The organism is Candidatus Tenderia electrophaga (assembly GCA_001447805.1).
In the GTDB taxonomy this organism is placed as follows: domain Bacteria; phylum Pseudomonadota; class Gammaproteobacteria; order Tenderiales; family Tenderiaceae; genus Tenderia; species Tenderia electrophaga.
In genome coordinates this window covers 210,702-236,205 of the sequence record CP013099.1, presented here as the reverse complement: position 1 = coordinate 236,205, position 25,504 = coordinate 210,702, and the positions used below count along the sequence as shown (strand labels likewise).

Below are 25,504 nucleotides of genomic sequence, written 5' to 3'. Positions count from 1 at the left end.
CGGCGTTACTCGTCGTTCATTTGGAATCACCAAACTTCTCTCCTCGCGCCTTGCCTGGCGCCTTTTGGGGCGGCAACGCCGCGGCTCAAATAGTGTGAACAGGCCCTAACTGGTGAGACTGGCAAACAAGGTCGGTAATTTCTCCGGCAGTCGCTGTACGTGATCGATAACGGTGTAGTTGTTGGCGCCGAAGATACGCTTCACGTAGCTGTCGGCGTTGGGATCGAGTGTCAGGCAATAGCTCATAACGCCCTTGCTGTAAAGCTCGTCCACCGCCTTCTTGGTGTCCATACGCAGATGCTGCGGATCGCGCTCGTCCACATCGGCGGGCTCGCCGTCACTCACCACCAATAGTAGTTTTTTGCGCTCCGGCTGCTTGAGCAAATACTGCCCGGCATGGCGCATGGCCGCGCCCATGCGGGTGGACAGGCCGCCTTGCATGCCCGCCAGACGCGACTTCACATTATCGTCCAATTTTTGGTTGAAATCCTTGAAGCGATAGTACTGCACATCGTGGCGGCCGTCGGAGGCGAAGCCGTGAATGGCGAAGGGGTCACCGATACCGTTGATGGCGGTCGCCACCAGGGCACAGGCCTCGCGCGTCAGTTCCAGGATGGTCTTGTCGCTGCCCTCCACCTTTTCATTGGTGGACTCGGACAGGTCGAGCAGAATCACCACCGCCAGGTCGCGGTTCTGGATCACATTGCGCATGGTGATGCGCGGATTGGGCTGGTCCCCCATGCGGATGGCGATCATGGCGTCGATGGCGGCATTGATGTCGATCTCGTCGCCGTCCTCCATATTACGCACTCGCTGCACGCCTTCCGGCTGCAGCATGTCGATGATCTGCTTGATGCGATAGGCAACCGGCTTGTATTCCACCAGGATATCCTCGATCACCTCCGGATCGCCCTTGGGCTGACGCCGCTCGTAGACCGCCGCCCAATCGGGCCGATGCAGTTGCACCTGGTAATCCCATTCGTGATAGTGAAACGGATCGCTGACCGGCTCCTTGCCTTCCATCTGGTTATAGCTGACACCCTCGTCTTCGTAGGGAAACAGCTCGCTGTCCAGCACCCACACCTCCTGGGCGTCGTCGCCGGCCAGTTCGGTATCCACCTCGTTGACCATCTCCATGACATTGACATACTTGCGCACCTGGCGCTGGCTGGCGGCGACATATTCTTCGCTGTCCTGCCAGGCGAACTCGTCGAAGTCCCAGATCAGGCGGTTGTCATCGCGGTAGGGGATGCGCATCGATTCCAGGATGCGCAGGCTGGGCAGTTGCTTGCGTGCCGTTAGGATATTGTGCAGCTCCAAGCCGATATGCCAGGAAAACTGGGGATCGTCCTTATTGGCCTCGATATTGGTGTGAAATTTTTCCGCCAGGGCGTTGAAATCGGCATCGTCTGATTTGACCTTGGCATCCAGCAACATCAACGCCATGTGTTCAAGCATAGGGATGGTGGCATGCTGGGCGGGCTCCGGATAGTCCATAGCCAACAGCGAACCCCACAGCTTTCTCAAGCCGGGAAAATCCTGGACGGCGCAGTACTCGACGCGCGCGTCCTCGGCCAGGCCGATGAAAAACATTTGTGCCGGACTCAGCTGTTCGGCCGACAAAGGCGCGGGGGTATAGAGCAAATGCGCCCCCATGTGCACGGCGGTGGCGCGATACAGCTCGGTACCGGAAACCTCACCGATGCCGTCCACGGCGTCGGGCAGGTGCATCACCCGCGCCTCGAGGTAGGGGCGAAAACCTTCGTGATCGGCGGCCGTGGGACGGATGAAAAAGTCACGCCCCCACAGAGCGCGTAGATAAAAATTGATCTTACGCTGGTTGTCGATAAACAGGGTGCCGCGGCGTTCTTTCTGCAGCATGGCCTGGCTGTCCTCGGTCTTGAGGCCGAAATACGCCACCTGCCCCTGCAGGTCGCGGGCATACGCCTGCGCCCCCCACAGGGCCCAGCGCTTGAGACCGCTGAGCGTGAGCTTGCCGAGGAGTTCATCCAACACATCCAACATGGGCCGCAGGCCGCGCGGCGATTTAGCCGAGAGCTGATGGATCAGGCCCAGATAGCCGCGCAGCAGCTCCGGATCACCCAAGCGCCGCGCCACGGTGGGCAGGGTGGCGAACATCATGGCAATGACTCCGCCGGAGGTCATGGATGAAAGCTTCATCGCGGCGCTGATGCAGTCGCGGATGATGTCCTCGCCGCACTCCTTGACCACTGCCGGCATTTCTTCCAGATACGAAGCGACCAGATGCGGACCGCGGCCCAGACTGGCCAGGCCCTTGGCCCCTTCCATATAATCGTTCAGGCCCTGCGGCGACATGCAGCGCGCCGCCTCATGGAAGGTGGAATCGAGCGTGTCCTTTAATTCGGGCGCGGCCTTTTCCAGTTGTTCGCGGTAATCATCCAGGTTGATGCTCATGATGACATGCCTCGTGTTTAGATGCCCTAAATCCTTATGCCCGTTGGGTGCCCTTCTACAAAGCGGAACTTGGAGCGCAGTCCCGGTTTACTCCTCTGCCCCCGCATTCCCCTTTGAAAAACACAGGAGGGGTTGAAGGGGGATTATCTTATTCGAAGAACGTCGATACCGCCGCATCCAAGGTCTCACGCATATCCGGATCATCGGTCAGCGGCCGTACTAGGGCTACGCGGCAGGCTACGTCCGGCTTGACGCCTTTGTTGATCAGCTGACCGGCATAGACCAGCAGGCGGGTGGAAATGCCTTCATCCAGGCCGTGCCCCTTGAGATTGCGGGCGCGATGGGCGATCTGCACCAGCTTGTCGGCGACGTCCTTGTCGATACCGGCCTCGGCGGCGACGATGTCGGCCTCGATCTCCGTCGAGGGATAGTCGAAGTCCAGGGCCCCGAAACGCTGCTTGGTGGATTGCTTCAGGTCCTTCATCAGGCTCTGATAACCGGGATTGTAGGAGATCACCAATTGGAAATCCGCATGCGCCTTGACCAACTCGCCCTTCTTGTCCAGCGGTAGTTCGCGGCGGTGGTCGGTGAGCGGATGGATGACTACGGTGGTGTCCTGGCGCGCCTCCACCACCTCATCGAGATAGCAGATGGCGCCGATGCGCGCCGCCAGGGTCAAGGGGCCGTCCTGCCACTTCGTGCCGTCCTTGTCGAGCAGGAAGCGGCCCACCAGGTCGGAGGCGGTCATGTCCTCGTTACAGGCCACAGTGATCAAGGGCTTGCCCAGCTTCCAGGCCATGTATTCGACGAAGCGCGACTTACCGCAGCCTGTCGGACCCTTCAGCATCATGGGCATGCGCGCCTCATAGGCGGCCTCGTAGGTCTCGACCTCGTCGGCCACGGGGCAGTAGTAGGGTTCTTCCGCAACCAGATATTGTTTGGCGATATCGGCACCTTTCAATTCAGCGACTTGGCTCATGGTTTTATCCTCTCGATGTACCCTCACACTTACTAAAGCACCTGAGGTTCAGATGCTTTAGTAAGTGGCCCGGCAAGCCGGGCCACCCCTTATTACCAACGCTTAGGCAGGTGTTCCACGAAAAATAACCATGGAGGCACCTTGCGACTGGGCGAAGTTGTCATAGCCGATCAGACGCACATGGTTGTCGGGATGCGCCTTATGAGCGGCTTCCGCTTCCTGCAGGATGCGATCCACGTCGGTCTCACCGAACATGGGCAGCTTCCACATGTACCAGTAGGAACCGCTGGAGTTCTGCGGCTCGGTGTGTTCGATGGCCGGGTTCCAGCCACGGTCGACGATGTACTGCACCTGGGCGCGGATCTGCTCATCACTCATGGCCGGCAGGTAGGAGAAGGTCTCGAACTTGCGGCTTGAGGCATCGCTCAGGCTTGATTTGTAGTCTTGCATTTCACTCATTGTCTTTTCCTCAAATTAAAAGGTTGGAACTCGATTCTGGGTGTAGGTTGGGTTAGGCGACGCCGTAACCCAACACGGAGGGTTACTTCACCTCGGCATGTTGGGGTGCGCGAAAGACGCTTACCCCAACCTACATTTACGCCTCGGCGCGCTACTTATGAGCAACGTCCAATTTGTCCACGGTATCGAATTCGAACTTGATTTCCTTCCAGGTTTCCATGGCCATCTTGAGCTCGGGGCTGTGCTTGGCAGCCGCGGTCAGGATCTCCTTACCTTCCTTCTCCAGCTCACGACCTTCGTTGCGTGCCTGGACACAGGCCTCGACGGCAACACGGTTGGCCGCGGCACCCGCAGCGTTACCCCAGGGGTGACCCAGCGTACCGCCACCGAACTGCAGCACGGAGTCATCACCGAAGATGTTGACCAGGGCCGGCATGTGCCAGACGTGGATACCACCGGAGGCAACCGGGATCACGCCGGGCATGGCGCCCCAATCCTGGTCGAAGAACAGGCCGCGTGAACGGTCTTCTTTGATGTAGGAATCGCGCATGGTATCGATCCAGCCCAGGGTCGCTTCACGGTCGCCTTCCAGCTTACCGACAACGGTACCGGAGTGCAGATGGTCGCCACCGGACAGACGCAGCACCTTGGTCAGCACGCGGAAGTGGATACCGTGGTGCGGGTTGCGGTCGAGCACGGCATGCATGGCGCGGTGAATGTGCAGCAGCATGCCGTTGTCACGACACCAGTTGGCCAGGCCGGTGTTGGCGGTCAAACCACCGGTCAGGTAGTCATGCATGATGATGGGGGCGCCGATCTCCTTGGCGAATTCGGCACGCTTGTACATCTCTTCCGGGGTCGGCGCGGTAACATTCAAATAGTGACCCTTGCGCTCACCGGTTTCGGCGATGGCCTTCTCGGTGGCTTCCTGCACGAACAGGAAGCGGTCACGCCAGCGCATGAAGGGCTGGGAGTTGACGTTCTCGTCGTCCTTGGTGAAATCCAGACCGCCACGCAGACCTTCGTAGCAGGCGCGGCCGTAGTTCTTGGCCGACAGACCCAGCTTGGGCTTGATGGTGCAGCCCAGCAGCGGACGACCGTATTTGTTCATCTTGTCGCGCTCGACCTGGATACCGTTGGGCGGACCGCCACAAGTCATGACATAGGCCAGCGGGAAGCGCACATCTTCCAGACGCAGAGAGCGCAGGGCCTTGAAGCCGAACACGTTACCGACCAGGGAGGTCAGTACGTTAACGACGGAGCCTTCTTCGAACAGATCGATGGGATAAGCGATGAAGGCGTAGAAGGCAGCGTCGTCGCCCGGCACGTCTTCAATGGCGTAGGCGCGGCCCTTATAGTAGTCCAGGTCGGTGAGCAGGTCGGTCCAGACAGTAGTCCAGGTGCCGGTGGAAGACTCGGCCGCAACTGCCGCGGCGACCTCTTCACGGGACACGCCCGCCTGGGGAACAACCTTGAAACAGGCCAGAACGTCGCTCTCTTTGGGCGTATAGTCCGGCATCCAGTAGGTTTCGCGGTACTCTTTTACGCCCGCGCTATAGGTCTTTGCCATGGTAGCATCCTCTCTATGTTGCTTTGTTGAATTGGTTGGGAGGGGACCACCCCGCCTCAACCCCTTTTTAAACTGCGCCTTTTCCGGGTAAAAAAAGCGATATCAGCTAGCGGGAAGAACTATAGACGCCAAATGGGATTAACAACAGTTAATTGTTTTTATAAAATGCATTTACATTTGTTAATGGTAATCTGACCATGCATTTAACCCTACAGCAACTCAGACTGTTCGAATCCGTAGCGCGCAACAGCAGTTTCACCCGCGCCGCCGAAGAACTGCATCTGACCCAGCCCGCTGTCTCCATTCAAATCAAACGCTTGGAGGAACAAGTCGGCATGCCGCTGTTCGAGCAAGTGGGCAAGAAAATTTTCCCCACCGCCGTCGGGGAAGAGCTGGCCCTGGCCAGCAAAGACATCCTCGACCGCATCGAAGCGCTGAAAAACACCGTCGATAATCTGCAGGGCTGCGTCAAGGGACCGCTCAAGGTGTCGGTGGTCACTACAGCGAAATATTTCATCCCCCACCTGCTCGGCGCCTTTCTGCAGCAGTATCCGGAGGTGGAGCCGAGTTTCAACTTTTCCAACCGCGGCGCGGTGATCCAGCGCCTTACCGATAATCTGGATGATTTCGTGGTCATGGGCCAAATCCCCGACTCGAAAAATCTGGAGGCCTACCCCTTTCTGGAAAACATCCTGGTCGTCGCCGCCCATCCCAACCATCCCTTGGCGCCGCGACAACACATCCCCCTGGAAGAATTGGTCAAGCATCGCTTCCTGGTGCGCGAGGCGGACTCCGGCACGCGCATGGTGGTAGACCGCATGCTGGACAAATACGGCATGGCCTTGGAGCCCTACATGGAACTGGGCAGCAGCGAGGCAATCAAGCAAGGGGTGATGGCCGGACTCGGACTGGGGGTGTTGTCGCTGCACAGCCTGTTATTGGAATGCAATGCCGGCAAGCTGGTGGTCCTGAACGCCGAAGGCTTTCCCATCAAGCGCCGCTGGTACGCAGTGCACCTCAAGGGGAAAAAGCTCTCCCTGGTGGGCCGCACCTTTCTCGATTTTATTCTCAGCGACAGCGAACGGGTATTGCAGGAAAGCGGCGGCTTCGCCGACGCGGAACAAAACGCCAAACCGGTCGCCAAGAAACGCAACCGCAAGCCCAAGGCCGACAATCCACCCGGGTAGATCTACGTATTCATACTGAGGCTTAAGCCAAACCCCTTGCCGTTTGCTAGAAATCTGGGCGCCACCGGCTATAGTTGTGTTTCCACCGGATGTTTTTTAGCGACGACAAAACTCACCACGTGACGGGGGCGAAACGGATGGCCAATGCCACGGGCAGGTTTCATACGCATACTATTGCGCTTACATTCTGCCTGTTTGCCCTGATCACGCCACCGGCGCTGTCAACACCGACAACCCCTGCCCACACAACATCACAGACCTTGGCCTTGATCCAGGTAATGGGCACGCACCTGGAGGCCATTCGAATCTATATGGGCAAAGCACAAATGGAAATCGCACGGCTGGATGTTGAAAACGCCGCAGCGCACGAAACCTATTACCAGGCCGTCAACCTTTACCGCAAGGCCGACCGACTGGCCTTGGAGATCATCCGCAGCACGCGTGAGCTGGAATACCGCGACCGCAGCGAAGACATCGGCATGGATGCGGTTTACGCCGTGGTCGAGCAAGCCTTGCAGCGTGTCGACGCGGTCGCGGCAGACCTGGGGATCGACCTCCCGCCCGCGCCCGATGAAGCACCCACGGCCAGTGTTTCTGATGTCTACGAAGCCCTGCTGAACACCGGTCAGCGCATCAATCAATTACTGGAAAGGCAATTCTCTCCCAGCGATGTCTATCAGCAGGTCACCAAAGCCCTGAATATCACTCTGGCGCTGTTTGATCGCTTTCCCGGCGAACGGCGCGTCACCCAGGAACCCGAGTGGACTCCAGGCAAGAAGCCGGGCGATGTCTATCAGGTCTTGCTCGATTGTCATGCAGTGGTGCGCGACATCGCCCAGCGATCAGGCATCGATGTGTTGGCATTGTCGGCCACGCCCAAAAGCAGCCCCTATCGACCGGGCGAAGTGTATGACATCGCCACGCTGCTGGTATCGGAACTCAATTACATCTATGCCGCAGTGCCGGGGCTGAGCCAACCCGCCGCCAGCTATTTTCCCGGACGCAAGTTTCCCTCCGATGTCCATCAACGCGCCCGGCGGCTACACCAAACGTTGATACGACTCGATGAACTGATCGCCCGTCGGCCCGGCTGGCGGCAAACGGAGCGCGGCTAATGAACGCAACCCGCGACAACGGCCATAGCCCCCATTCCAGCCTGCGTCATAAATTGTTCCAATCCCACCTCGCAGTCGCCCTGTTCGGTTTCGGTATTCTAGTCGCCGCCCTGCTATTCAGCATGTGGTTGGCCAAGTATTCGAAGCAGCTGGCCACCGCCGCCGATCCCAGTCGGCGGATCGAATTGCAACAGATTCATGATGCCTTGGAAACATCCAGCGCCTTGGTATTCCGGTATATCGCCATGCCCGAGACACAATACCGACACCGCTGGTGGACAAATTGGGAAACCAGCGTCTGGCCGGCCCTGGCGAAACTGGAGCAACAAAACCCACTCAATGGCGCCTACCAGGCCGATTTGCTCGCCAACCTCAAGGCGCTGCTGGCACAGCTGGAAATGCGTCAATGGCAGATACTGGAGGTACGCGACGGCCCGGGCAATTATCCGGCCCAGGCCGTTGTCCATAATCACGTCCAGGACATTGAGGACCGAATCGACAGGGGACTGACCACCCTGGTCGATCTCGCCATTGCTGAATCCCAGGATGTGGTGACTGCGGCGAGCACCAAGCGGCTGTCGGACTTACGTGCCTCGTTCATCCGCTCCGCCGCATCACTGCACCGCTTTGTCAGCGAGGCCTCACCGGCAGTTGCGAGCACTATGCAAAAACAACATGAGCTCTGCGTCTCCTATATCAATGCGCTGATCAACGCATCCGACTTGTCGGCCGCACAACTTGATTTGCTGACATGGCTGAAACGGGAATTCCGACTCTACGTGCGCTATAGCGACGAAGCGGTCGCCGCACGCAACTCGGAACAATGGAACATCGCCCAATACCTTATGGTGACCGAGGTCAACCCCCTGACCGAGGCCGCCGACGATCTGATTAACGAAATGTTGCGGCATAATTCGGCCCGTATTACACAATCCAGAGCCACCGTGTTTTCCCTCAGCGAACTCAATTTCAGCCTATCGATCGTGTTTCTGTTCGCCATGCTGCTGGCGGCCTGGTTCTCCGCCCGCTACCGCGCCAACAGGATCGTGACGCCGATTGAAAATCTGGTGGCCGCCACCCGCAAACTGGCGCAGGAACAACGCCTGGTGCCGTTGCCGGTGCGCGGCGACGACGAACTGGCCGCCTTGACCGAGTCCTTCAACGAGATGCAGCGCTCTCTTCTACATAAACAGGCCCAGCTGCACCAACTGGCCACCACCGACCCACTCACCAGTTTGGCCAATCGACGGACTTTTACCGAGACCATGGCGCGCGAGTGGAAACGCTGCCTGCGCGACCGCAAGAAGCTGGCGGTCATCATGATCGACGTAGATTACTTTAAGCAATTCAATGATCAATTCGGTCATCAGGCGGGCGACCACGCCTTGTGCGCCATCGCCGACGTGCTGCGCGAACAGCTCCACCGGCCTGGTGACCTGGCGGCCCGCTACGGTGGCGAAGAGTTCATCATTGTTCTGCCGACCGACACCCGCGGTGCTGGTAAGATTGCCGAGCAAATCGCCCAAGGGGTGGACAAACTGCGCATCAGCGCCGCTGCCGTCAGCGCCACCCGGTACCTGAGCGTCAGCATCGGACTCGCCGTCTGCCTGCCGGATCACGACCTGGAATGGGAAGGACTGATCAAGACCGCCGATCAGGCGCTCTACCGCGCCAAATCTCAGGGCCGACACCGCACCTGCGAGTCGACTTATGGCGTCGACGGGATGGCCGAGAGCAGTTGCGACTCCTTGAGACTGAGCTAAGCATACACGCTCGCCCTGTCATAGCAGCAGTCAGCCCCCCGGAGGCGATGGTCGGGACCACTTAGGCCAAGGGCGTGCCACCCCGACATCAAGGGGAAACTCAGCGCTGACGCAGATAGGCGTAGCGCATAATCTCGGCCGGCACCTTGGTCAGCGGTATGACCTGATCCACGCCGCCCAGCGCGATGGCCTCCTTGAGAGTACACGCACAGGCCGCGTCGGCGCTGCACACCGCGTCGCACCGATGGATACTCGGCTGGCCGACAGCAGGTATGCACCAACTTAATGCACGTCAAAGAGCACTGAAAAATCGCGACGCTTTCGTTACAGTGTGGGATGCACGACCCAATGGGATGAATGCCTTCCCGCCCCTGACTGTCACGCCAATACAGGTAACGCGATGAAAGACCGGATCTGCACGCACTGCTACTACGTCGGCCAACCCACTACCCAGGGGATGGGCAGTTTCGCTGTCGACGCCCTGATGTGGCTGATATTTTTCAGCCTGTCCATGTTCTCATCTATCTTCCCGCTGATGCTGATCCCCCTGGCCTGGACCAGCTACCATATCCTCATTTATAACAAGTCCACCTGCCCCAAATGCGGTCGTCTGAATATGGTGCGGTTGGAAAGTCGCAAAGGAAAAAGAGCCCTGCAGGGGCCTAGTGTGAAGGTGTCATATTCCGCCGCCGAGGATCCCGAGCGGCCGGATGAACAGCCCCAACCGCCGCGCCGCCGCGCCTCGGATCGCTAAGCGGGGGTGCGGTGGTCGGGCGGCTGCAGATTATCGCCGATGACAGCCAGCAGCCTTTTCACATCAATGGGCTTTTCCAGGATATCGCGGATACCGGCCTCGCGTAGCGCTTGGCCGTCGAGCTCACCGCTGAACCCGGTGCAAAGCACCACCGGCAATTGCGGCTGCGTGGCCGAGAGGCGACGCGCCAACTCCAAGCCTGTCATTTTGGGCATCATGTGATCGGTGATCACCAGGTCAACGCCATCGGCGTCGGCCAGGAGATGTTGTAAGGCTTGCGCCGCACTGTGGACCTGGACGCAACGATAACCATAACTGCCCAGCAGCTCGGCCAGCATTTGCGTAATGGCCCGTTCGTCATCCACCAATAGGAGGGTGCCGCCAGCGTTGGCAGGCCGGGCGGCGGGTGCCGGCTGCGGCGGCGCCGCATCGTTCTCTCCGGGGACACCGGATGCCCGGTACACCGGCAGATAGACGGCAAAACGGCTGCCTCCGCTCAGCGCCGATTCAACCTGGACATGGCCATGATGACTGTGCACCAGGCCGTGCACCATCGACAGGCCCATGCCGGTGCCCTTACCGATTGCTTTGGTGGTGAAAAAGGGTTCGAAGATGGTGACCAAATGCGTGTCGGCAATGCCTTTGCCGCTGTCACTGACACGTAATTCGATGTAGTCGCCGGAAAAGCGTTGCTGACACGAGGTACATAAACAGCCCCGCAGTTCACGCCTGCGCGCCAGCAGGACCACCTCGCCAAACCCCTCGATGGCGTCACGGGCGTTAATCACCAGATTGGTGATCACCTGATGCAGCTTGACCTGGTTGGCGTGCACCGGGGGCAACTCGGCTTCGAGCTCCAGCTTGAATTCGATGGCCGCCGGCAGGGCGGTGCGAATCATGCGATACACATCGTGCACCAGGGTTTCGATATCCACCACTTCGAGTTCATGATTATCGCGGCGGCTGAAGGTGGTGAGTTGGGCAATCAATTCTTTGGCCCGCGCCCCGGCCTTGCTCACCTCGTCCAGATAGCTCAGGTATTCGGCATCACTCACCGGGCACTCTTCGATGGCCAGTGCGGTATAGCCCATGATGGACGACAGGATATTGTTGAAGTCATGCGCCACCCCGCCGGTGAGTTGACCGATGGAGTGCAATTTCTGCGCGTGTTGCAATTGATTCTGCAAGGACTCACGCTCGCGCTCCGAATGCTTCTGCTCGGTGATATCCATTAATGTCCCGGCGATACGCGTGGCGCCGTCCTCGCCGCCGCTGTAGACCACCCACTGGGCACTGACGTGGCGCAATTCGCCGTCGGGCAGGCAGATACTGAAACTGAGGCTGCACGGCTGACCGTCTCGGGTGCAACCCCGGATCTGCTGCTCCACCATCTCGCGCTGTTCCCGGCATATGGTCGCGAGCAGGATTTTCAGCGACGGCGTGACGGCGCCCGGTTCATAGCCCAACAAACGAAATAACTCGTCCGACCAGCCCATCTTATCGCTGCCCAAATCCCATTCCCAGCTGCCCAGTCGCGCTATTTGCTGCGCCCGCTTGAGATTGATCTCGCTCTCTCTCAACGCCGCCTGGGTCGAGTCGCGCTCGCTGCGAATGCGCAGGCCGGTGATGCCGTAGGCAATATCATCGGCCAACAGTTTGAGCAAATCCACCTCGTCGCCGACAAAGGCATCGCGCCCGGCGGCATAGATCACCAGCACCCCGAGTGTGCGTGCGCCCTGAGCCAGAGGCAGGGCGATGACCGATTGGTAGCCGCGCTGGAGCGCGGCATCACGCCAGGGCACAAAGCCGGCGTCGCTACCCACATCGCGCACGATCACTTCGCGTCCCAGGCGGATCGCTTTGCCCGCCGGTCCGCGCCCCCCTGTTGTATCCTCGGCCCAACTCACCGAGACATTGTCCAAATAGCCGGCGGCATGGCCCGCCTGTGCCATGGGTTGTACGGATTTGCCGGCGTCGTGGCGGGCATACCCGACCCAGGCGAAGCGATAGCCGCCCTGATCGATCAACAGGCGGCACACCTTATCCAACAGCTGTCGCTCGTCCATGGCCTTGGTCAAGGCCTTTTGAATCTGGGTCGAGGCCAACAAGGCGCGGTTAGAGCGCAGCAATTTCTCTTCCACTTGTTTCTGATGGGTAATATCAGTGCGCAGGGCGATATAGCGGTCGACCGTGCCGTTGACGTCTAAATGGGGAACGACGGTGGTCCTAACCCAGTACAGGCTGCCGTCCTTGCGGCGGTTACAGATATCGCCGTGCCATACCCGGCCGCCGCTGATGGTGGACCACAGTCGACAAAAAAACGTCTTGTCGTGACGCCCCGAGTTGACCATCCGGTGGGTACGACCGATCAACTCCCGTTGCGAATACTGGCTGATCTGGCAGAACTTGGCATTGACCCGAGTGATCACACCACTGACATCGGTCTCGACGATAATGGCGTGCTGATCCATGGCCGTGCGCATGAAATTTAATTCATCATTGGCGCGGCGCAGATTTTGGTTGGCGCCTTCGATTTCGCCGCGCGAGCACCTGAAGGCGCTCACCATGCGATCAAAGGCACGCGACAATTCGCCGATTTCGTCGCGCTTGTCGGTGCCCACGCCATAATTCAAATCGCCCAAGGCGACCTTTTTCACCCCTTGGTTCAGCGCGCTGATCGGGCGCGAAATCACCCGCGTGACAAATATGGTCACGACAAGGATCAGTAACAGCGTGGTCAACAGCACTAGGCTGAAAAATCGGCGATAATCGCTGATCAGGGCGAAGGCTTCGGCTTGTGAGATCTCCGCCAGCAGGACCCAGCGAAAGCCCGCCATTTGCATGCAGCGGGCGGCGCCGATGACCTCGACGCCGCGATAATTGCGCCAACGGCCGGTCATGCTTTCGCCCTCACTCAGACAGCGGGCGACGGGGTCCGTGGTCATCGGGATGGCGCGCGTGGCCTTGTCGCCATGGCGTGCGTGATTGATCATCATTCCCGCACCGTTGACCAGATAGATCTCCTCCGACTCGCCTAAGCCGCCGCCGCGTTCGCCCCGCAACATGGGCATCAGCCATTGGCTGGTCGTGAGCAGATCGAGCATGTCGGCATCGAAGCGGATGGCCAGATAACCGATCCTTTTATCATTGTCGGTACGGGAATTGACGACAGAGTACATCTCGATAATCCCTTGGCCGGGTGTCCCGCTCGGGTTCACATCGGTGGTGTAAATTCCGGCCTGTTTATTTACCAGCCGCGAGATGGCTGCGGTGCGCTGGCCGACACGGGTGTTATCGGTGGAAACAACCACCTCTCCATCGCGGTTGATGAGATCGATACTCAGCACGCGGTCATCGATATTTTGTTTGTTCGCCACGAGGTGGTTGCGCGCGCTGGCGATAATGGTGGCGCGGTTCTCCACGCGCTGGAAGCGTTCCAGACTGTCACGCAGAAAACCGTCGGAGGCAAAATCAAGCGCGCGGGTCTGCAGCTCCGCCAAATACAGCTTGAGCTTTTCCTGCTTGTACTCGGCGAAGATTTCCAGGTTGTTGAGGGTGTGCCGCTCGCTGACCTTTTTGAAGTTGGAGAAGTAGATATAGCCGATCACCAACACCGGCAGGAATGCAATACACAGGATGAGGCCGATCAGTTTTCCTCGAATAGACATGCTGTCTAAATCCACTCCACGCAGTTGCCCCCAGTCTTACGGCGCCGGCGCCACACACCACACCCCGTTATATTCGTCGGCACGAGACCGATGCCACGCAGCCGTGCTTAATATTCTGACCCGATAATTGTCGGCCCGAGCGGGGCTCTCTTTAAAAGAAAGTATGATCTGCGGCACACCGAAACGGGTCATGCCGGCCGTAACGACGCCTCAAACGCGCTACATTTCCACTCAAAAACAATTGTAACCACGCGGGCGGCCAAGGTGCAGCGCGCGCGCCACTGTGGTAATTTGGCTTGCTCCAAATAAAAAAAAGGACTATTCATGCACTTAGGCGGGAACACGCAACAGCGAGGGGAAATTGATCCGTGACGGACACTTCAGACACCCAATTACTGCGGGCATTCTCAGACCCCTCTCAAGCACTGGACCCCAGAATCATTGAGCACTTCGATGCCAACCTGATGCGCTATGAAGCCAAACAGGTGATTTATCATGCCGGCGCCGAGCCGGACTGCGTCTACTGCCTCAAACGCGGTTTGGTGAAACTGGTCAGTTATCTACCCAACGGTCAGTCGCGTATCGTGCGTCTACATAACGCCGGCGCCTGGTTCGGCCTGGGTCGGGTACTCGACGAACCCTGCGAACACACCGCCGTCGCCGTCGAAGACATCGAACTGTACCGCATCGAGGCCACGCGCTTGAAGCGCCTGCGCGACGAACTGCCGGAGGTGTATTGCCTGCTGATGGAGTGCTGGTACGATTATCTGCGCCGTGCCGACAAATGGATCGCCGAATTTTCCACCGGCAGTTTGAAATCGCGTCTGGCGCGGCTGCTGAATTTTCTCGGCGAGATAGAAATGGAGCTGGACTCGGACCAGATCAAATTGCTGACCTGTGAGGAAATGGCCGAGATCCTCGGCACCACCCCCGAGAGTGTCAGCCGCCTGTTGGCGGAAATGAAACGCCAGCAAGTGCTCAAGCCACTGGCCGACGACAACCGCTACCGCTGCGATATGGAACAGCTGGAGACCCTGGCCGAAGACTGAGCCTGTGGCCGTGGCTCAGCCCCGCCGGGCATCGCGCGTGTTGTCTGTGTCTTCCTGTTTTTGATAGCTGATCACCACATCGCCGGGGCCGATATCCTCAGTCTCTTGCAAAGGAAACAGACCCAGTCGCTTTTTGTCGGTGACCAGCGCCACCGGGATTGCCTGCGGGCCGGCATGGGCGATAAAGTCCTGGTAGCCGAAATCCTCCGTCAAATGCGTCTGGTGAAACCCCCAACCGGCGTAGTGGCGCTGCATCAGATCATCGTAGGTATGTTTGTCCTCCAGCACGATCTTGCCGCGCACCGTACGCGCCATTTCGCCCGCCTCTTCGTCATCCTCTTCATACGGCAACTGAAACACCTTGTCGCTACCCAGCTCTGGGGCAAAACGGGTGCACACCAGGGCGTTGTAGGCCTCGTTGTTGGTGGCGGCCAGCAGGTGGCTGATCTCGTGTATTTCCAGTGTCTGTTCGGCCCGCTCCGACAAGATGTGGCCGTGGTGAGTGCGCAACCCGGACATGCGCGCGGCACGCAGGTGGTTCCAGCCGGCGTCGCTGACGATAGTGGGAATCTCCAAATCCTGCAGCACCTGGGCCAGGCCGACAGACCAGGGCGAGGCACCGACGATCAACAGGCCGTCGGTCTTGCCCGCGGCCAGGTCCAGACGGCGCGAGATGAAACCGATGCTCAGGCCGTGCAGCACCACGGTGGCGGTGATCAGAGTGAATACCAGGGGCAACAGTTCGGCGGCGTCGGCATAGCCATTGTCGATCAGCCGCGGCGCAAACAGGCCCGCGACGGCGGCGGCGACGATGCCGCGCGGCGCGATCCAGCTGATGAGCAGCCGCTCGCGCCAATCGATGCCGGTACCCACGGTGGCCAGGTAGACCGCCAGCGGCCGGATGACGAAGATCACCAGGGCCAGCCAGGCGGCGCCGCGCCAGTCCAGCTCCTGCAGGCTGGCCAGTTCCATGTTAGCGGTAAGGATAATGAACACACAGGACACCAGAAAGATGGTGATGTATTCCTTGAAGCGCCGCAGCTCCTCGATACTGCGCAGCTTCTGATTGGCCAGCACGATGCCGGCCACGGTCACCGCCATCAAGCCGGCCTCGCTTTGGAAGTGGTTGACCACGGCATACAGCGCCAGTACCGCCGCCAGCATCACCGGTGACTTGAGAAACTCCGGCACATGGCCGTGACGGAACAACCAGCCCAGGCCGAAGCCGGTACCGGCGCCGAAGGCCGTGGCCGCCACCAGCACCAGCGCCAGCGTGAGGATCACATCCACGGCGAAGGGCTCGTTGCCGGCGCTGACGAAATACTCGAATACCAACACCGCCAGCAACGCGCCCACCGGGTCGTTGATGATGCCTTCCCACTTCAGCAGCGCCGCCGGGCGGCGTTTCAGCTTGGCCTGTTTCAACAGCGGCATAATCACGGTCGGACCGGTGACAACGATAATCGCGCCCAGGGTCAGGGCCACCGCCCAGGATAAGCCGGCGATATAATGGGCACTGATGCTGCCCAGTCCCCAGGTCAATACCAGCCCGACAGTGACCAGCCGTTTGACGTCCACACCGGTCTCGCGATATTCATGCAGGCGCAGATTGAGGCCGCCCTCGAACAGGATGATGGCCACCGACACGGCGATAAACGGATGCAACAGATCACCCAAGTCTTCGGAGGGGTTGATCCAGCCGGCCACCGGCCCGGCCAGCACGCCCGCCACGATCAACAGGATGATGGCCGGCAGTTTGACGCGCCAGGCCAACCACTGGGCGCCGATACCAAGCGCGGCGATCAACACCAAGGCGATTACGACATGTTCATCCATGCTTTCCTCACTGCGAGCAAATGACTTAAGTGGTCAGATAATATCAGTAAATCTCTGCCAACAAGGGCAGATGATCCGATACGTTGCGGCTTAAAGGTGTCTTGACGGCGCTGACGCTGTGCAGCCGCGCGCAGGGATGGACCCAGATACGATCCAGTGCCAGCAGGGGCCAGCGGCTGGGGAAGGTGGCCGGTTGTTCACTGAGGCGAAAGTAGCGCTTCAACCAGCGCAGCGGCCGACCCCACATAAACCATTCGTTGAGATCACCCATGAGCACGGTATTGACGGCCTCGTCGCGGCGGATCTCGCGCAACAGGCTCTGCACCTGCCAGCGCCGCTCCCGCGGACTCAGCCCCAGGTGGGTGGCGAAGATACGCCAGGGCTCGCCCGCCAGGCTGACACGCACTTCGATGGCCCCGCGCGGCTCGTGGCCGGGGCGACTGAGATTGTGACGCCTGGTCTCCACTTGCTTGCCCCTGACCAGCAGCGCATTGCCGTAATGGTGGCCGGGCTGTTCGACCACGGTCGGCCCGAGCACCAGCTCATAATCATTGGCCTGCGCCATGGCGGTGAGCATCTCCATGCCCTGACGATCATCGCCACGCACCTCCTGCAGGGCCACCACCTCGGCCTGCAGCTGTTCGATCTGCATCAGGGTGCGCGCCGGCGCGTATTCACCGTCGCGACCGATGAAGCTGTGAATATTGTAGGTGACGAGCCTGAAGGCGCGGCTCATGACTGTCGCTGTTTTTGATTCAATAACCAGTGACGCAGCGCCAACCCGCCGCCCGCCAATACCAGCAGTACCAGCGCCACCAACGACAGATGGTAGACACTGGGTTGTTGCGCCGCGCGCATCACCCCTTCAGTGATCAGCGCCAGCGCCACGATGCCAGGCAACATGCCGATGGCGGAACCGATCAAAAAATCGCGCAAGTGAATATGGCTGACGCCGGCCACCAGATTGACCACCACGAAGGGCGCGATCGGGATCAGGCGGATGACGACCACGGTGAGAATGCCGCGATTGGCCAGTTTTTTACTGATCTGATTCAGCCGCGGCCCCGCCAGCCGGCGCAGGGTATCCCGCCCCAGGTGCTGGCCGGCGATATACGCCACGGCGGCACTCAATAAGGCCCCGCTCAAGCCGTAGACAGCGCCGGCCAGACCGCCGAACACCAGCATCGATGCGACGATCAACAGGGTCACGGGAATGGACACCAAGCTGCCCACCATAACAATGCCGACGGCGGCCAGGGGCGCGAACACGTTGTCTTGGAATTCGCGGATCTTGTTCGACAAGGCCTGGGCGTCAATCATCTCGGCCACGGGGCTCCAGCGCCAAATGGCGGCCATGGCCAGGATGATCACCAGCGCCAGCAGAACCAGCATGACGCGACTGGCGGTGGAGCGACGCGCCGGTTTCGGTACCAACAGATCACGCAGGCGTTCACCGTCCACCGGCACTTCGGGATCGATCAAGGCCTTGTCCGGCAGATTCTGCTCCACTTCTTTCGACACCTGTGGTTGCAGGTTCTTGAGGCTGCGCGGCCGTCCCTGCAACTGCTCGACGGCGGCGATCAGCGAGCCCCGCGCGCGGCAGTGGCGCGCCACCTCGGCCGGCTCCACATCCAGGTGCTCGGCCAACAGGCGATTACGGAACGCCTGCACCGCGCGGCGGCCCGCCGCGTCCTCGACCGCGAAACTCACATCACACTCACTGTCCAGGCCCATGGAACGATTGTTGAGATTGGATGAGCCGATGCGCAGCAGGCGGTCGTCCACCACCATCACCTTGGCGTGGACATTGAGCGCCATCTCCGCATCGGCATCGGGCAGATGGGGATACCAGATGCGCAAGCGATGGTATTTATCACACTCACGCAAGCGCCGCGCCATGCGCGAGCGCAGCACGTCCATGGTGTACTGGGACAACCAGCCATTGGTATTGAACGGCGTGATCACCACAATCTCCGGACCCTGCTCCTGCTGCAGCGACTTAACCAGTGCCTCGCCGATTCTGTCGGCGGTGAGATATTGGTTTTCGATATAGATGTAGTCCTCGGCCGCCTCGATCATGTCAAGATAAAGCCGCTCCACCTGGCGCACCTGTTCCTGTTCATGTCCCTTGGCGGCAAAGGTGAGGCTGATGGCGACGTCGACGTCATGGAATTCGGCCTCGACATCATCCAGCCACAGGCGTTTGCCTTGCGCCGGTTCGGGCAGCTGTTCGCCGGTGGCGTCGCGCCAGCGTTGTCGCGCCAGCTCGCCCAGGGCGGCCGCGCAGGGGCCGCTGGCCATCATCTGCACGTCATGATAGGGGCGCGGCACGGGACCGCTATCGGTGTCGCGGCGACGGCTGTCGTGAATATCGTGGGCAGACGTGTCCCAACGGCCGAAGGTCAGGTCCAGGCCGCCGGAAAAGGCCAACCCATCGTCGATCACGACGACCTTCTGATGATGACTGGCACCGGTGACCGCCTCCTGCAATCGAAACTTGACGCGCGTGTGAGTGCGCCAGCTGAAGCGGTATTCCGGCAACCACTCGCGATCCAGGGCCAGCAAGGCGGCGAAGTCCCACGCGACGATATAGATATTCAGATCGGGCTTGGCGGCCGCGGCCGCGTTTAGCAGATCGCGCAGCTCCACCGGCATGCCGTCATCCACCGCCTCACGCACCAGGGCGAAACGGCTGTTGATGTCCCAGCCCAATATAAAAATGGAATGCTCGGCCTGTAAAATGGCCTGGCGCAAGACGGCGAAATAGTGCTCACCGTCCACCAGACAGGCGACCCGATCGGCACGGGCGACGCGCCAGCAGTTATCGCCCTCGCGGAACAGCGGCATAGCGTTTAAATCGTGTGCCGTTCGCCAACGTCAGCGCTCAGGGACGCATCCCCTCCAGCAGCCCGGCCAGATCGTCGGCGTGCTCCTCTTCCTGGGCCAGGATCTCCTCCAGCATACGCCGCGTGGTGGGGTCGTTCTTGTCGAGATAGGCGATCATTTCACGGTAGCTGTCAATGGCGATGCGCTCGGCGATCAAATCTTCCTTAATCATATCGTGCAGTTCGGGACTGTCGTCGTACTCGGCATGACTACGGCTCAACAATCCGTCTGGCGAGAAATTGGGATCACCGCCCAATTGCACGATACGCGCGGCGAGCATGTCGGCATGCAGCTGTTCCTCGTTGGCGTGCTCAAGAAACTCCGCCGCCACCTGTTGGGCATTGATGCCCGAGGCAGTGTAATAATGACGCTTATAACGCAAGATACAAACGATCTCAGTCGCCAGTGCCTCATTCAGCAGATTCACCACCGTATCGCGGTCACCCTGGTAACTGTCGGTGATGGCGCCCTGTTCGATGTGTTTGCGGGCGCGTTCACGCAGGGTCTTCACATCAGTCAAAAACGGTTGCGAACTCATGAATGTCTCTCCTTACTTAGTTACGTGTTGGTCACTTAAATGATCGGCGCGTGCCGCCCCAATATTTTAGGCCCTATCCGCCCGACGCGCATTCAAGGCCAAGGTGATCAACCAGGCGCCGGTAAACAGAAGATCGAAACCGATCAGCAGGCCCAGCAACCAGACAGCCGCCTGCGGCCATTCACTCAACACCAACAGCGCCAGCAATACTGCCAACACACCGGACACGGCCAGCCACTTATAGCCGGGCTCCGGTTTCAGTTTAAAGGCATAAATAATTTTAAACACACCGCTGACCAACAGGAAGGCCGTAATGACCGAGGTCAAGGTCACAACCCCCACCAAAGGAAAGCCAAGCAGCAGCGCCCCCGCCACTATAGCAAGTATGCCGCCCACCAAGCTCAAGCCGGCGAATTTCCATTTTCGGGTTTGCACGCCGTGCACCATCTGTATCACCCCGGCCACCACCAGAATGGCGCCGATGGCATAGTTGCCGGCGATGGAGGCGGCAAATGGAAATACGATGGAGGCCAGCCCCAACAGCACCAGCAGCACGCCCGAGGCCACATACCAATACCAGTGCGCCTTGATGGCATCGGCGCCGTACAGGTGTCCCATTTCCATTTTTTCGCTGTATATATGCGCCACGTGGTCCTCCTTAAAATATCGCTCATCAGGCGTACGGATATGCTATGTCGAAGCGGCCGGCTTCACATTGATAAACATCAATGAATCACCGGCGGGCGAAAACCGGCGTTTGGCACTAACGCAAAAACACCTCGGCGTATCGCTTGAGGAGGCAACACGAAACGGATAGCGGACACGCTTGAGCTGTGCAGCGCCGACCACGGAAGCTGGCATACACTGGACGATACGGGCCGGACACAAACCCGCAGCGTTTTTTACCTCAGTCAGACGATTTGAGTGTAAGGATTGGCGCCTTGCCGCGACTACTGTGGCAAAGACACACGCGTTGCAGTATGCCATGCCAAAGTCGCGTTCGATACAGGCCGCGCTGACGGGCGCCCCACTGGCCGCCCCCTTAACGTTCAGCGCGAAGTCGCGCACGGCATTTCATCCGGAAACATCGGTGTTTAAGGCGCGGCGAATCAAGTAGCATAGCAGGAGGCCCATTATGGAAATCACCCAGACAGCCGTGAACTCGAAACCATATTGCCGGGACGAACCTATTGAACCGCCAGTCCCCGGAACAGGCAGTGAATACCCCGGTTCTCGCCTGTGGCCGATGGTGATGAAAACATTTCGCACCCCAGCACACTCTTAAGGACGAAGGACAAACCCATGCATGCCACCCTACCCTTGCTGGAGCAGACCGACTTCCCCGCCATCAAACGCGGCACGCTGGAGACGCTGCAGGTCAATCTCGGTTATCGCTGCAATCAGCAATGCCTGCACTGCCACGTCAACGCCGGACCACGACGCAAGGAAAACATGGAGCGCGACACCGTCGAGGAACTGATCGCCGTCATCAAGGCCGCCGGTATAAAGCGCTTGGATCTCACCGGCGGCGCGCCAGAGCTCAATCCCCACTTTCGTTACCTGGTCGCCGAGGCGCGCAAGCTGGACGTGCACGTGGTCGACCGCTGCAACCTCACCATCCTGTTCGAGGCGGGCCAGGAAGACCTGGCCGAATTCCTGGCCGCGCATCAGGTGGAAATAGTCGCCTCCCTGCCCTGTTACCTGAAAGAGAATGTAGATACTCAACGCGGTAAGGGGGTATTCGATACCAGCTTGGCGGCGCTGAGAACGCTTAACCAACGTGGCTACGGCAAACCCGGCACGGGGCTGCTGCTGAATCTGATGTACAACCCGCAAGGGCCGTCACTGCCGCCTGCGCAGGCGGGGCTGGAACAGGCCTACCGCACACACCTGCAACAAGACTATGGCATCGTCTTTTCCCGTCTTTATACCCTGACCAACATGCCTATCCAGCGTTTCGGCTCCATGCTGGTCTCGAAAGGCCAATTTGCAGACTACATGCAACTGCTGCGCGATCACTTCAAACAGGAAAACCTGGACGGCGTCATGTGCCGCAGCCTGATCAGCGTCGACTGGCAGGGCTATGTCTACGACTGCGACTTCAATCAGATGCTGGGCCTGCCGGCGCCACTCGGCAACACCGCCAAGCCCCATATCCGCGACCTGATCGGCAGCGCTATCGAGGGCACGCCGATCGTGGTCAAGGATCACTGCTACGGTTGCACCGCCGGACAGGGCAGCAGTTGCGGCGGGGCGCTCTGATCCGTGTCTCCCACCGGACGGCCAAGGGCTGTGATGCAGGCAACTGAAATCGGCAAAAAACAATCGACCGTGGGCATAAGCGGGCAATGATACTCCGTTACCGCCCCATCCCCATCGCGACAAGGCACACGGGCCGGTGAGCAAACAACTCTCCATCATCATCCCCACGCTCAACGAGGCCGAGCACATCGAAGCGAACTTATGGCGCTTACAGGGCCTGCGTCGGCAAGGCCATGAGATCATCGTCGTCGACGGCGGCAGTCGCGATGCCACAACCCGCCTGGCCGAGGCGCTGTGCGATTGTCTGTGCCACGCCGCCCCGGGGCGCGCCCGGCAGATGAACGAAGGGGCGCGCCATGCCTGCGGCAATTATCTGCTGTTTCTGCATGCCGACACCCACCTGCCCGACGCCGCCGCCACGCTCATCTCAAGCGCCTTGCACACTCATGCCTGGGGCCGTTTCGATGTCAGGCTGAGCGGTCGACGCTGGCCGCTCAGGGTCATCGAATTCATGATCAACCTGCGCTCGCGACTGAGCGGCATCGCCACCGGCGATCAGGCCCTGTTCATGCGCCGCGGCGTGTTCGAAGACCTTGGCGGTTTCGCGCAAATCGATTTGATGGAAGATATCGAACTCAGCCGCCGCCTCAAACGCCAGGGTCGTCCCGCCTGCCTTAGGGCAACGGTGGTCACCTCCAGTCGCCGCTGGGAGGAACGCGGCATCCTCAAAACCGTGCTGCTGATGTGGCGCCTGCGGCTGGCCTATTTTTTCGGTGTCCGGCCCGAACGCCTGAGCCGACACTATCATTGATGCGCCAGGCCGACGCCCGCATCCTGGTGTTCGCCAAGCCACCGCTGGCGGGGTACAGCAAGCGCCGCCTGATCCCCGCGCTCGGCCCTCGCGGCGCGGCGCGGCTGCATGCAGAACTGGTACACCGCACCCTCGCGACCGCCACCGCGGCCCAACTCGCGCCGGTGGAATTGTGGTGTGCGCAACAAACCGGGCATGCGTTTTTCCGGCACTGCCTGGACAGGTTCCCCATCCGCTTGAAACAACAACAGGGCGACGATCTGGGCCAACGCATGGCCCACGCCTTTCAAGTCACCCTGACCGAGGCCAAACACGTGCTGCTGATCGGCTGTGACTGCCCGGCCCTCACCGCGGCCGACCTTGACGCCGCACTGCACAGTCTGCGTCAGGGTAACGCGTGTGTGCTCAAGCCCGCCGAGGATGGCGGCTATGTGCTGATCGGGCTGTCGCGCTTCGACGCCGCGCTCTTCGCCGACCTGCCTTGGGGCGGTTGCCATGTCATGTCCACAACACGGGCACGTCTCGCCGCCCTGGACTGGCGTTGGCAGGCACTGGCCACCAGCTGGGATGTGGATCGCCCGGAAGACCTGGAAAGACTCAAAAAAAGCGGCCTGCCCATCGCCGTCGACTATCAATAAATTCTATCGGCTGCCGCTGATATGCTGTGTACACTCAGAACCGGCACAAGCAAGGCTTACCCCACAACAAGCAATAACAGGTCAGTGAGGCATCACATGTCAGACCCCATCAGCAACGAACTGTCTTTCAGTCAAAACGTCAATTATCTGGTCGACCGAGCCATCGCCGCTATGGATCTCGAAGAGGATACCGCCGCGGCCATCAAGGCCTGCGCCTCTACCATCAAGGTCACCTTCCCGGTCAAGATCCGCAACAAGATCGAGATGTTCACCGGCTGGCGTTCGGTGCACAGCACCCACCGCCTGCCGGCCAAGGGCGGTATTCGCTATGCCCCCTACGTCAATCAGGACGAGGTCGAGGCCCTGGCCGCCCTGATGAGTTACAAATGCGCCCTGATGGACATCCCCTTCGGCGGCTCCAAGGGCGCCCTGCTCATCGACCCGGGCAAATACACCCGCGATGAGATGCAGATGATCACCCGCCGCTTCACCGTGGAACTGGTGCGCAAGGGATTCCTGAGCCCCTCCACCAACGTGCCCGCCCCCGACGTGGGCACCGGTCAGCGCGAAATGGCCTGGATGGCCGACACCTACAAACACCTGTTCCCAGAAGACATCAACTACCAGGCCTGCGTCACCGGCAAGCCGGTGCAGCACGGCGGCATCCGCGGCCGCACCGAGGCCACCGGGCGCGGCGTGCAATATGCGATTCAGGAATTCTTCCGCCACCCCGCCGATGTCAAACAGGCACGCCTGACGCCGGGGCTGGCGGGCAAGCGTATCGTGGTGCAGGGTTTCGGTAATGTGGGTTTTCATGCCGCCCGGCTGCTCTCAAGCGAAGACGACGCCAAGATCATCGCCGTCATCAAGAGCGAGGGTGTGCTGGTGGATGAAAACGGCCTGGACATCCAGGCGCTGCACGATCACCTCATCGAACACAAGACTATGAAGGGCTTCCCCCACGCCCGTTTTCACGAGGACGGCGTCAAGGCGCTGGAGATGGAATGCGATATTCTGATCCCGGCGGCGCTGGAGAGCCAGATCACCTGCGACAACGCCGACCGCATCCAGGCCAAGCTGATCGTCGAAGCGGCCAATGGCCCGCTCACCTATGAGGCGGACAAGGTGTTGAGCGACAAGGGCATCACCATCATCCCGGACATCTATGCCAACGCCGGCGGTGTCACCGTCTCCTATTTCGAGTGGATACGCAATCTCTCCCATATCCGTTTCGGCCGTATGCAACGGCGTCATGAAGAGATGCGCAGCCACGAGTTCGCTCAGTTATTGGAGGACCTCACCGGCCAGATCATCAGCGACGAGATCCGCAAGCGGGTCATCCGCGGCGCCGCCGAGGAGGATCTGGTCAACTCCGGTCTGGACGACACCATGCGCCTCGGCTATCAGCAGTTGAGCGAAATCCTTCATCGCCACGACAAGATTCACGACCTGCGCACCGCCGGATACGTCATCGCCATCGACAAGATCTCGCGCACCTATCTGGATATCGGGGTTTACTAGCCCGCCTTTCTCACCCCTGTTCGTGACGAGCA

General features: G+C 59.9%; 18 protein-coding genes and 1 pseudogene. 9 read left to right on the top strand and 10 right to left on the bottom strand.

The window, feature by feature from the left end:
- Nucleotides 1-105: 105 nt before the first annotated feature.
- The 4 genes from Tel_01120 to rbcL all read right to left on the bottom strand — a co-directional run bounded on the left by Tel_01120 (nucleotide 106) and on the right by rbcL (nucleotide 5,444).
- Nucleotides 106-2,436, bottom strand: a complete 2,331-nt coding sequence (locus Tel_01120) for a hypothetical protein (GenBank protein ID ALP51850.1) — start codon at nucleotides 2,434-2,436, stop codon at nucleotides 106-108.
- Between the two features lie 148 nt (nucleotides 2,437-2,584).
- Nucleotides 2,585-3,415, bottom strand: a complete 831-nt coding sequence (locus Tel_01115) for an AAA family ATPase (GenBank protein ID ALP51849.1) — start codon at nucleotides 3,413-3,415, stop codon at nucleotides 2,585-2,587.
- A gap of 102 nt (nucleotides 3,416-3,517) precedes the next feature.
- Nucleotides 3,518-3,874: a ribulose 1,5-bisphosphate carboxylase small subunit gene (locus Tel_01110; GenBank protein ID ALP51848.1), complete on the bottom strand. Its 357-nt coding sequence runs from the start codon at nucleotides 3,872-3,874 to the stop codon at nucleotides 3,518-3,520.
- 151 nt (nucleotides 3,875-4,025) lie between these two features.
- Entirely contained in the window at nucleotides 4,026-5,444 is a 1,419-nt protein-coding gene (gene rbcL / locus Tel_01105) for a ribulose 1,5-bisphosphate carboxylase (protein ID ALP51847.1), read from the bottom strand.
- 197 nt (nucleotides 5,445-5,641) lie between these two features.
- Between rbcL and Tel_01100 the strand changes: the two are divergent.
- The 4 genes and pseudogenes from Tel_01100 (at nucleotide 5,642) to Tel_01085 (ending at nucleotide 10,263) form a co-directional block, all read left to right on the top strand.
- Nucleotides 5,642-6,517: pseudogene (locus Tel_01100) on the top strand (LysR family transcriptional regulator).
- A 392-nt stretch (nucleotides 6,518-6,909) separates the two neighbouring features.
- Nucleotides 6,910-7,746 carry a hypothetical protein gene (locus Tel_01095; GenBank protein ID ALP51846.1) on the top strand — a complete coding sequence of 279 codons (837 nt, stop codon included), beginning with the start codon at nucleotides 6,910-6,912 and terminating at the stop codon, nucleotides 7,744-7,746.
- Nucleotides 7,746-9,509: a hypothetical protein gene (locus Tel_01090; GenBank protein ALP51845.1), complete on the top strand. Its 1,764-nt coding sequence runs from the start codon at nucleotides 7,746-7,748 to the stop codon at nucleotides 9,507-9,509. The genes Tel_01095 and Tel_01090 overlap by 1 nt, the downstream gene beginning before the upstream one ends.
- 400 nt (nucleotides 9,510-9,909) lie before the next feature.
- Entirely contained in the window at nucleotides 9,910-10,263 is a 354-nt protein-coding gene (locus Tel_01085; protein ALP51844.1) for a hypothetical protein, read from the top strand.
- On the opposite strand, the gene Tel_01080 is transcribed toward Tel_01085, so the two are convergent.
- Nucleotides 10,260-13,931 carry a hypothetical protein gene (locus Tel_01080; GenBank protein ID ALP51843.1) on the bottom strand — a complete coding sequence of 1,224 codons (3,672 nt, stop codon included), beginning with the start codon at nucleotides 13,929-13,931 and terminating at the stop codon, nucleotides 10,260-10,262. The genes Tel_01085 and Tel_01080 overlap by 4 nt on opposite strands.
- 464 nt (nucleotides 13,932-14,395) lie before the next feature.
- Here Tel_01080 and Tel_01075 point away from each other — a divergent pair, with 464 nt between their 5' ends.
- On the top strand, nucleotides 14,396-14,980 hold the full coding sequence (locus tag Tel_01075) for a hypothetical protein (protein ID ALP51842.1): 585 nt from the start codon (nucleotides 14,396-14,398) through the stop codon (nucleotides 14,978-14,980).
- 15 nt (nucleotides 14,981-14,995) lie between these two features.
- Here Tel_01075 and Tel_01070 read toward each other — a convergent pair whose 3' ends face one another.
- The 5 genes from Tel_01070 to Tel_01050 form a co-directional block, all read right to left on the bottom strand.
- Complete coding sequence (locus Tel_01070) at nucleotides 14,996-16,816, bottom strand: sodium:proton exchanger (protein ID ALP51841.1); 1,821 nt, start codon at nucleotides 16,814-16,816, stop codon at nucleotides 14,996-14,998.
- A 43-nt stretch (nucleotides 16,817-16,859) separates the two neighbouring features.
- The gene (locus Tel_01065) at nucleotides 16,860-17,552 is read right to left on the bottom strand and encodes a hypothetical protein (GenBank protein ALP51840.1); all 693 of its coding nucleotides are present in this window, start codon (nucleotides 17,550-17,552) and stop codon (nucleotides 16,860-16,862) included.
- Nucleotides 17,549-19,663 (bottom strand): hypothetical protein, encoded by a 2,115-nt coding sequence (locus Tel_01060; GenBank protein ALP51839.1) that lies wholly within the window; start codon nucleotides 19,661-19,663, stop codon nucleotides 17,549-17,551. Before Tel_01060 ends, Tel_01065 begins: the two co-directional genes overlap by 4 nt.
- Before the next feature lie 37 nt (nucleotides 19,664-19,700).
- Entirely contained in the window at nucleotides 19,701-20,240 is a 540-nt protein-coding gene (locus tag Tel_01055; protein ID ALP51838.1) for a bacterioferritin, read from the bottom strand.
- A 66-nt stretch (nucleotides 20,241-20,306) separates the two neighbouring features.
- Complete coding sequence (locus tag Tel_01050; protein ID ALP51837.1) at nucleotides 20,307-20,888, bottom strand: hypothetical protein; 582 nt, start codon at nucleotides 20,886-20,888, stop codon at nucleotides 20,307-20,309.
- Nucleotides 20,889-21,542: 654 nt separating this feature from the next.
- On the opposite strand from Tel_01050, the gene Tel_01045 reads away from it, so the two are divergent.
- The 4 genes from Tel_01045 (at nucleotide 21,543) to Tel_01030 (ending at nucleotide 25,472) form a co-directional block, all read left to right on the top strand.
- Nucleotides 21,543-22,502, top strand: coding sequence for a radical SAM protein (locus tag Tel_01045; protein ID ALP51836.1), 960 nt, complete (start codon nucleotides 21,543-21,545; stop codon nucleotides 22,500-22,502).
- Nucleotides 22,503-22,638: 136 nt separating this feature from the next.
- Complete coding sequence (locus Tel_01040) at nucleotides 22,639-23,313, top strand: glycosyl transferase (GenBank protein ID ALP51835.1); 675 nt, start codon at nucleotides 22,639-22,641, stop codon at nucleotides 23,311-23,313.
- Nucleotides 23,313-23,951, top strand: a complete 639-nt coding sequence (locus Tel_01035; protein ALP51834.1) for a hypothetical protein — start codon at nucleotides 23,313-23,315, stop codon at nucleotides 23,949-23,951. The genes Tel_01040 and Tel_01035 overlap by 1 nt, the downstream gene beginning before the upstream one ends.
- Before the next feature lie 96 nt (nucleotides 23,952-24,047).
- On the top strand, nucleotides 24,048-25,472 hold the full coding sequence (locus Tel_01030; protein ALP51833.1) for a glutamate dehydrogenase: 1,425 nt from the start codon (nucleotides 24,048-24,050) through the stop codon (nucleotides 25,470-25,472).
- The last annotated feature ends 32 nt before the right edge of the window (nucleotides 25,473-25,504 follow it).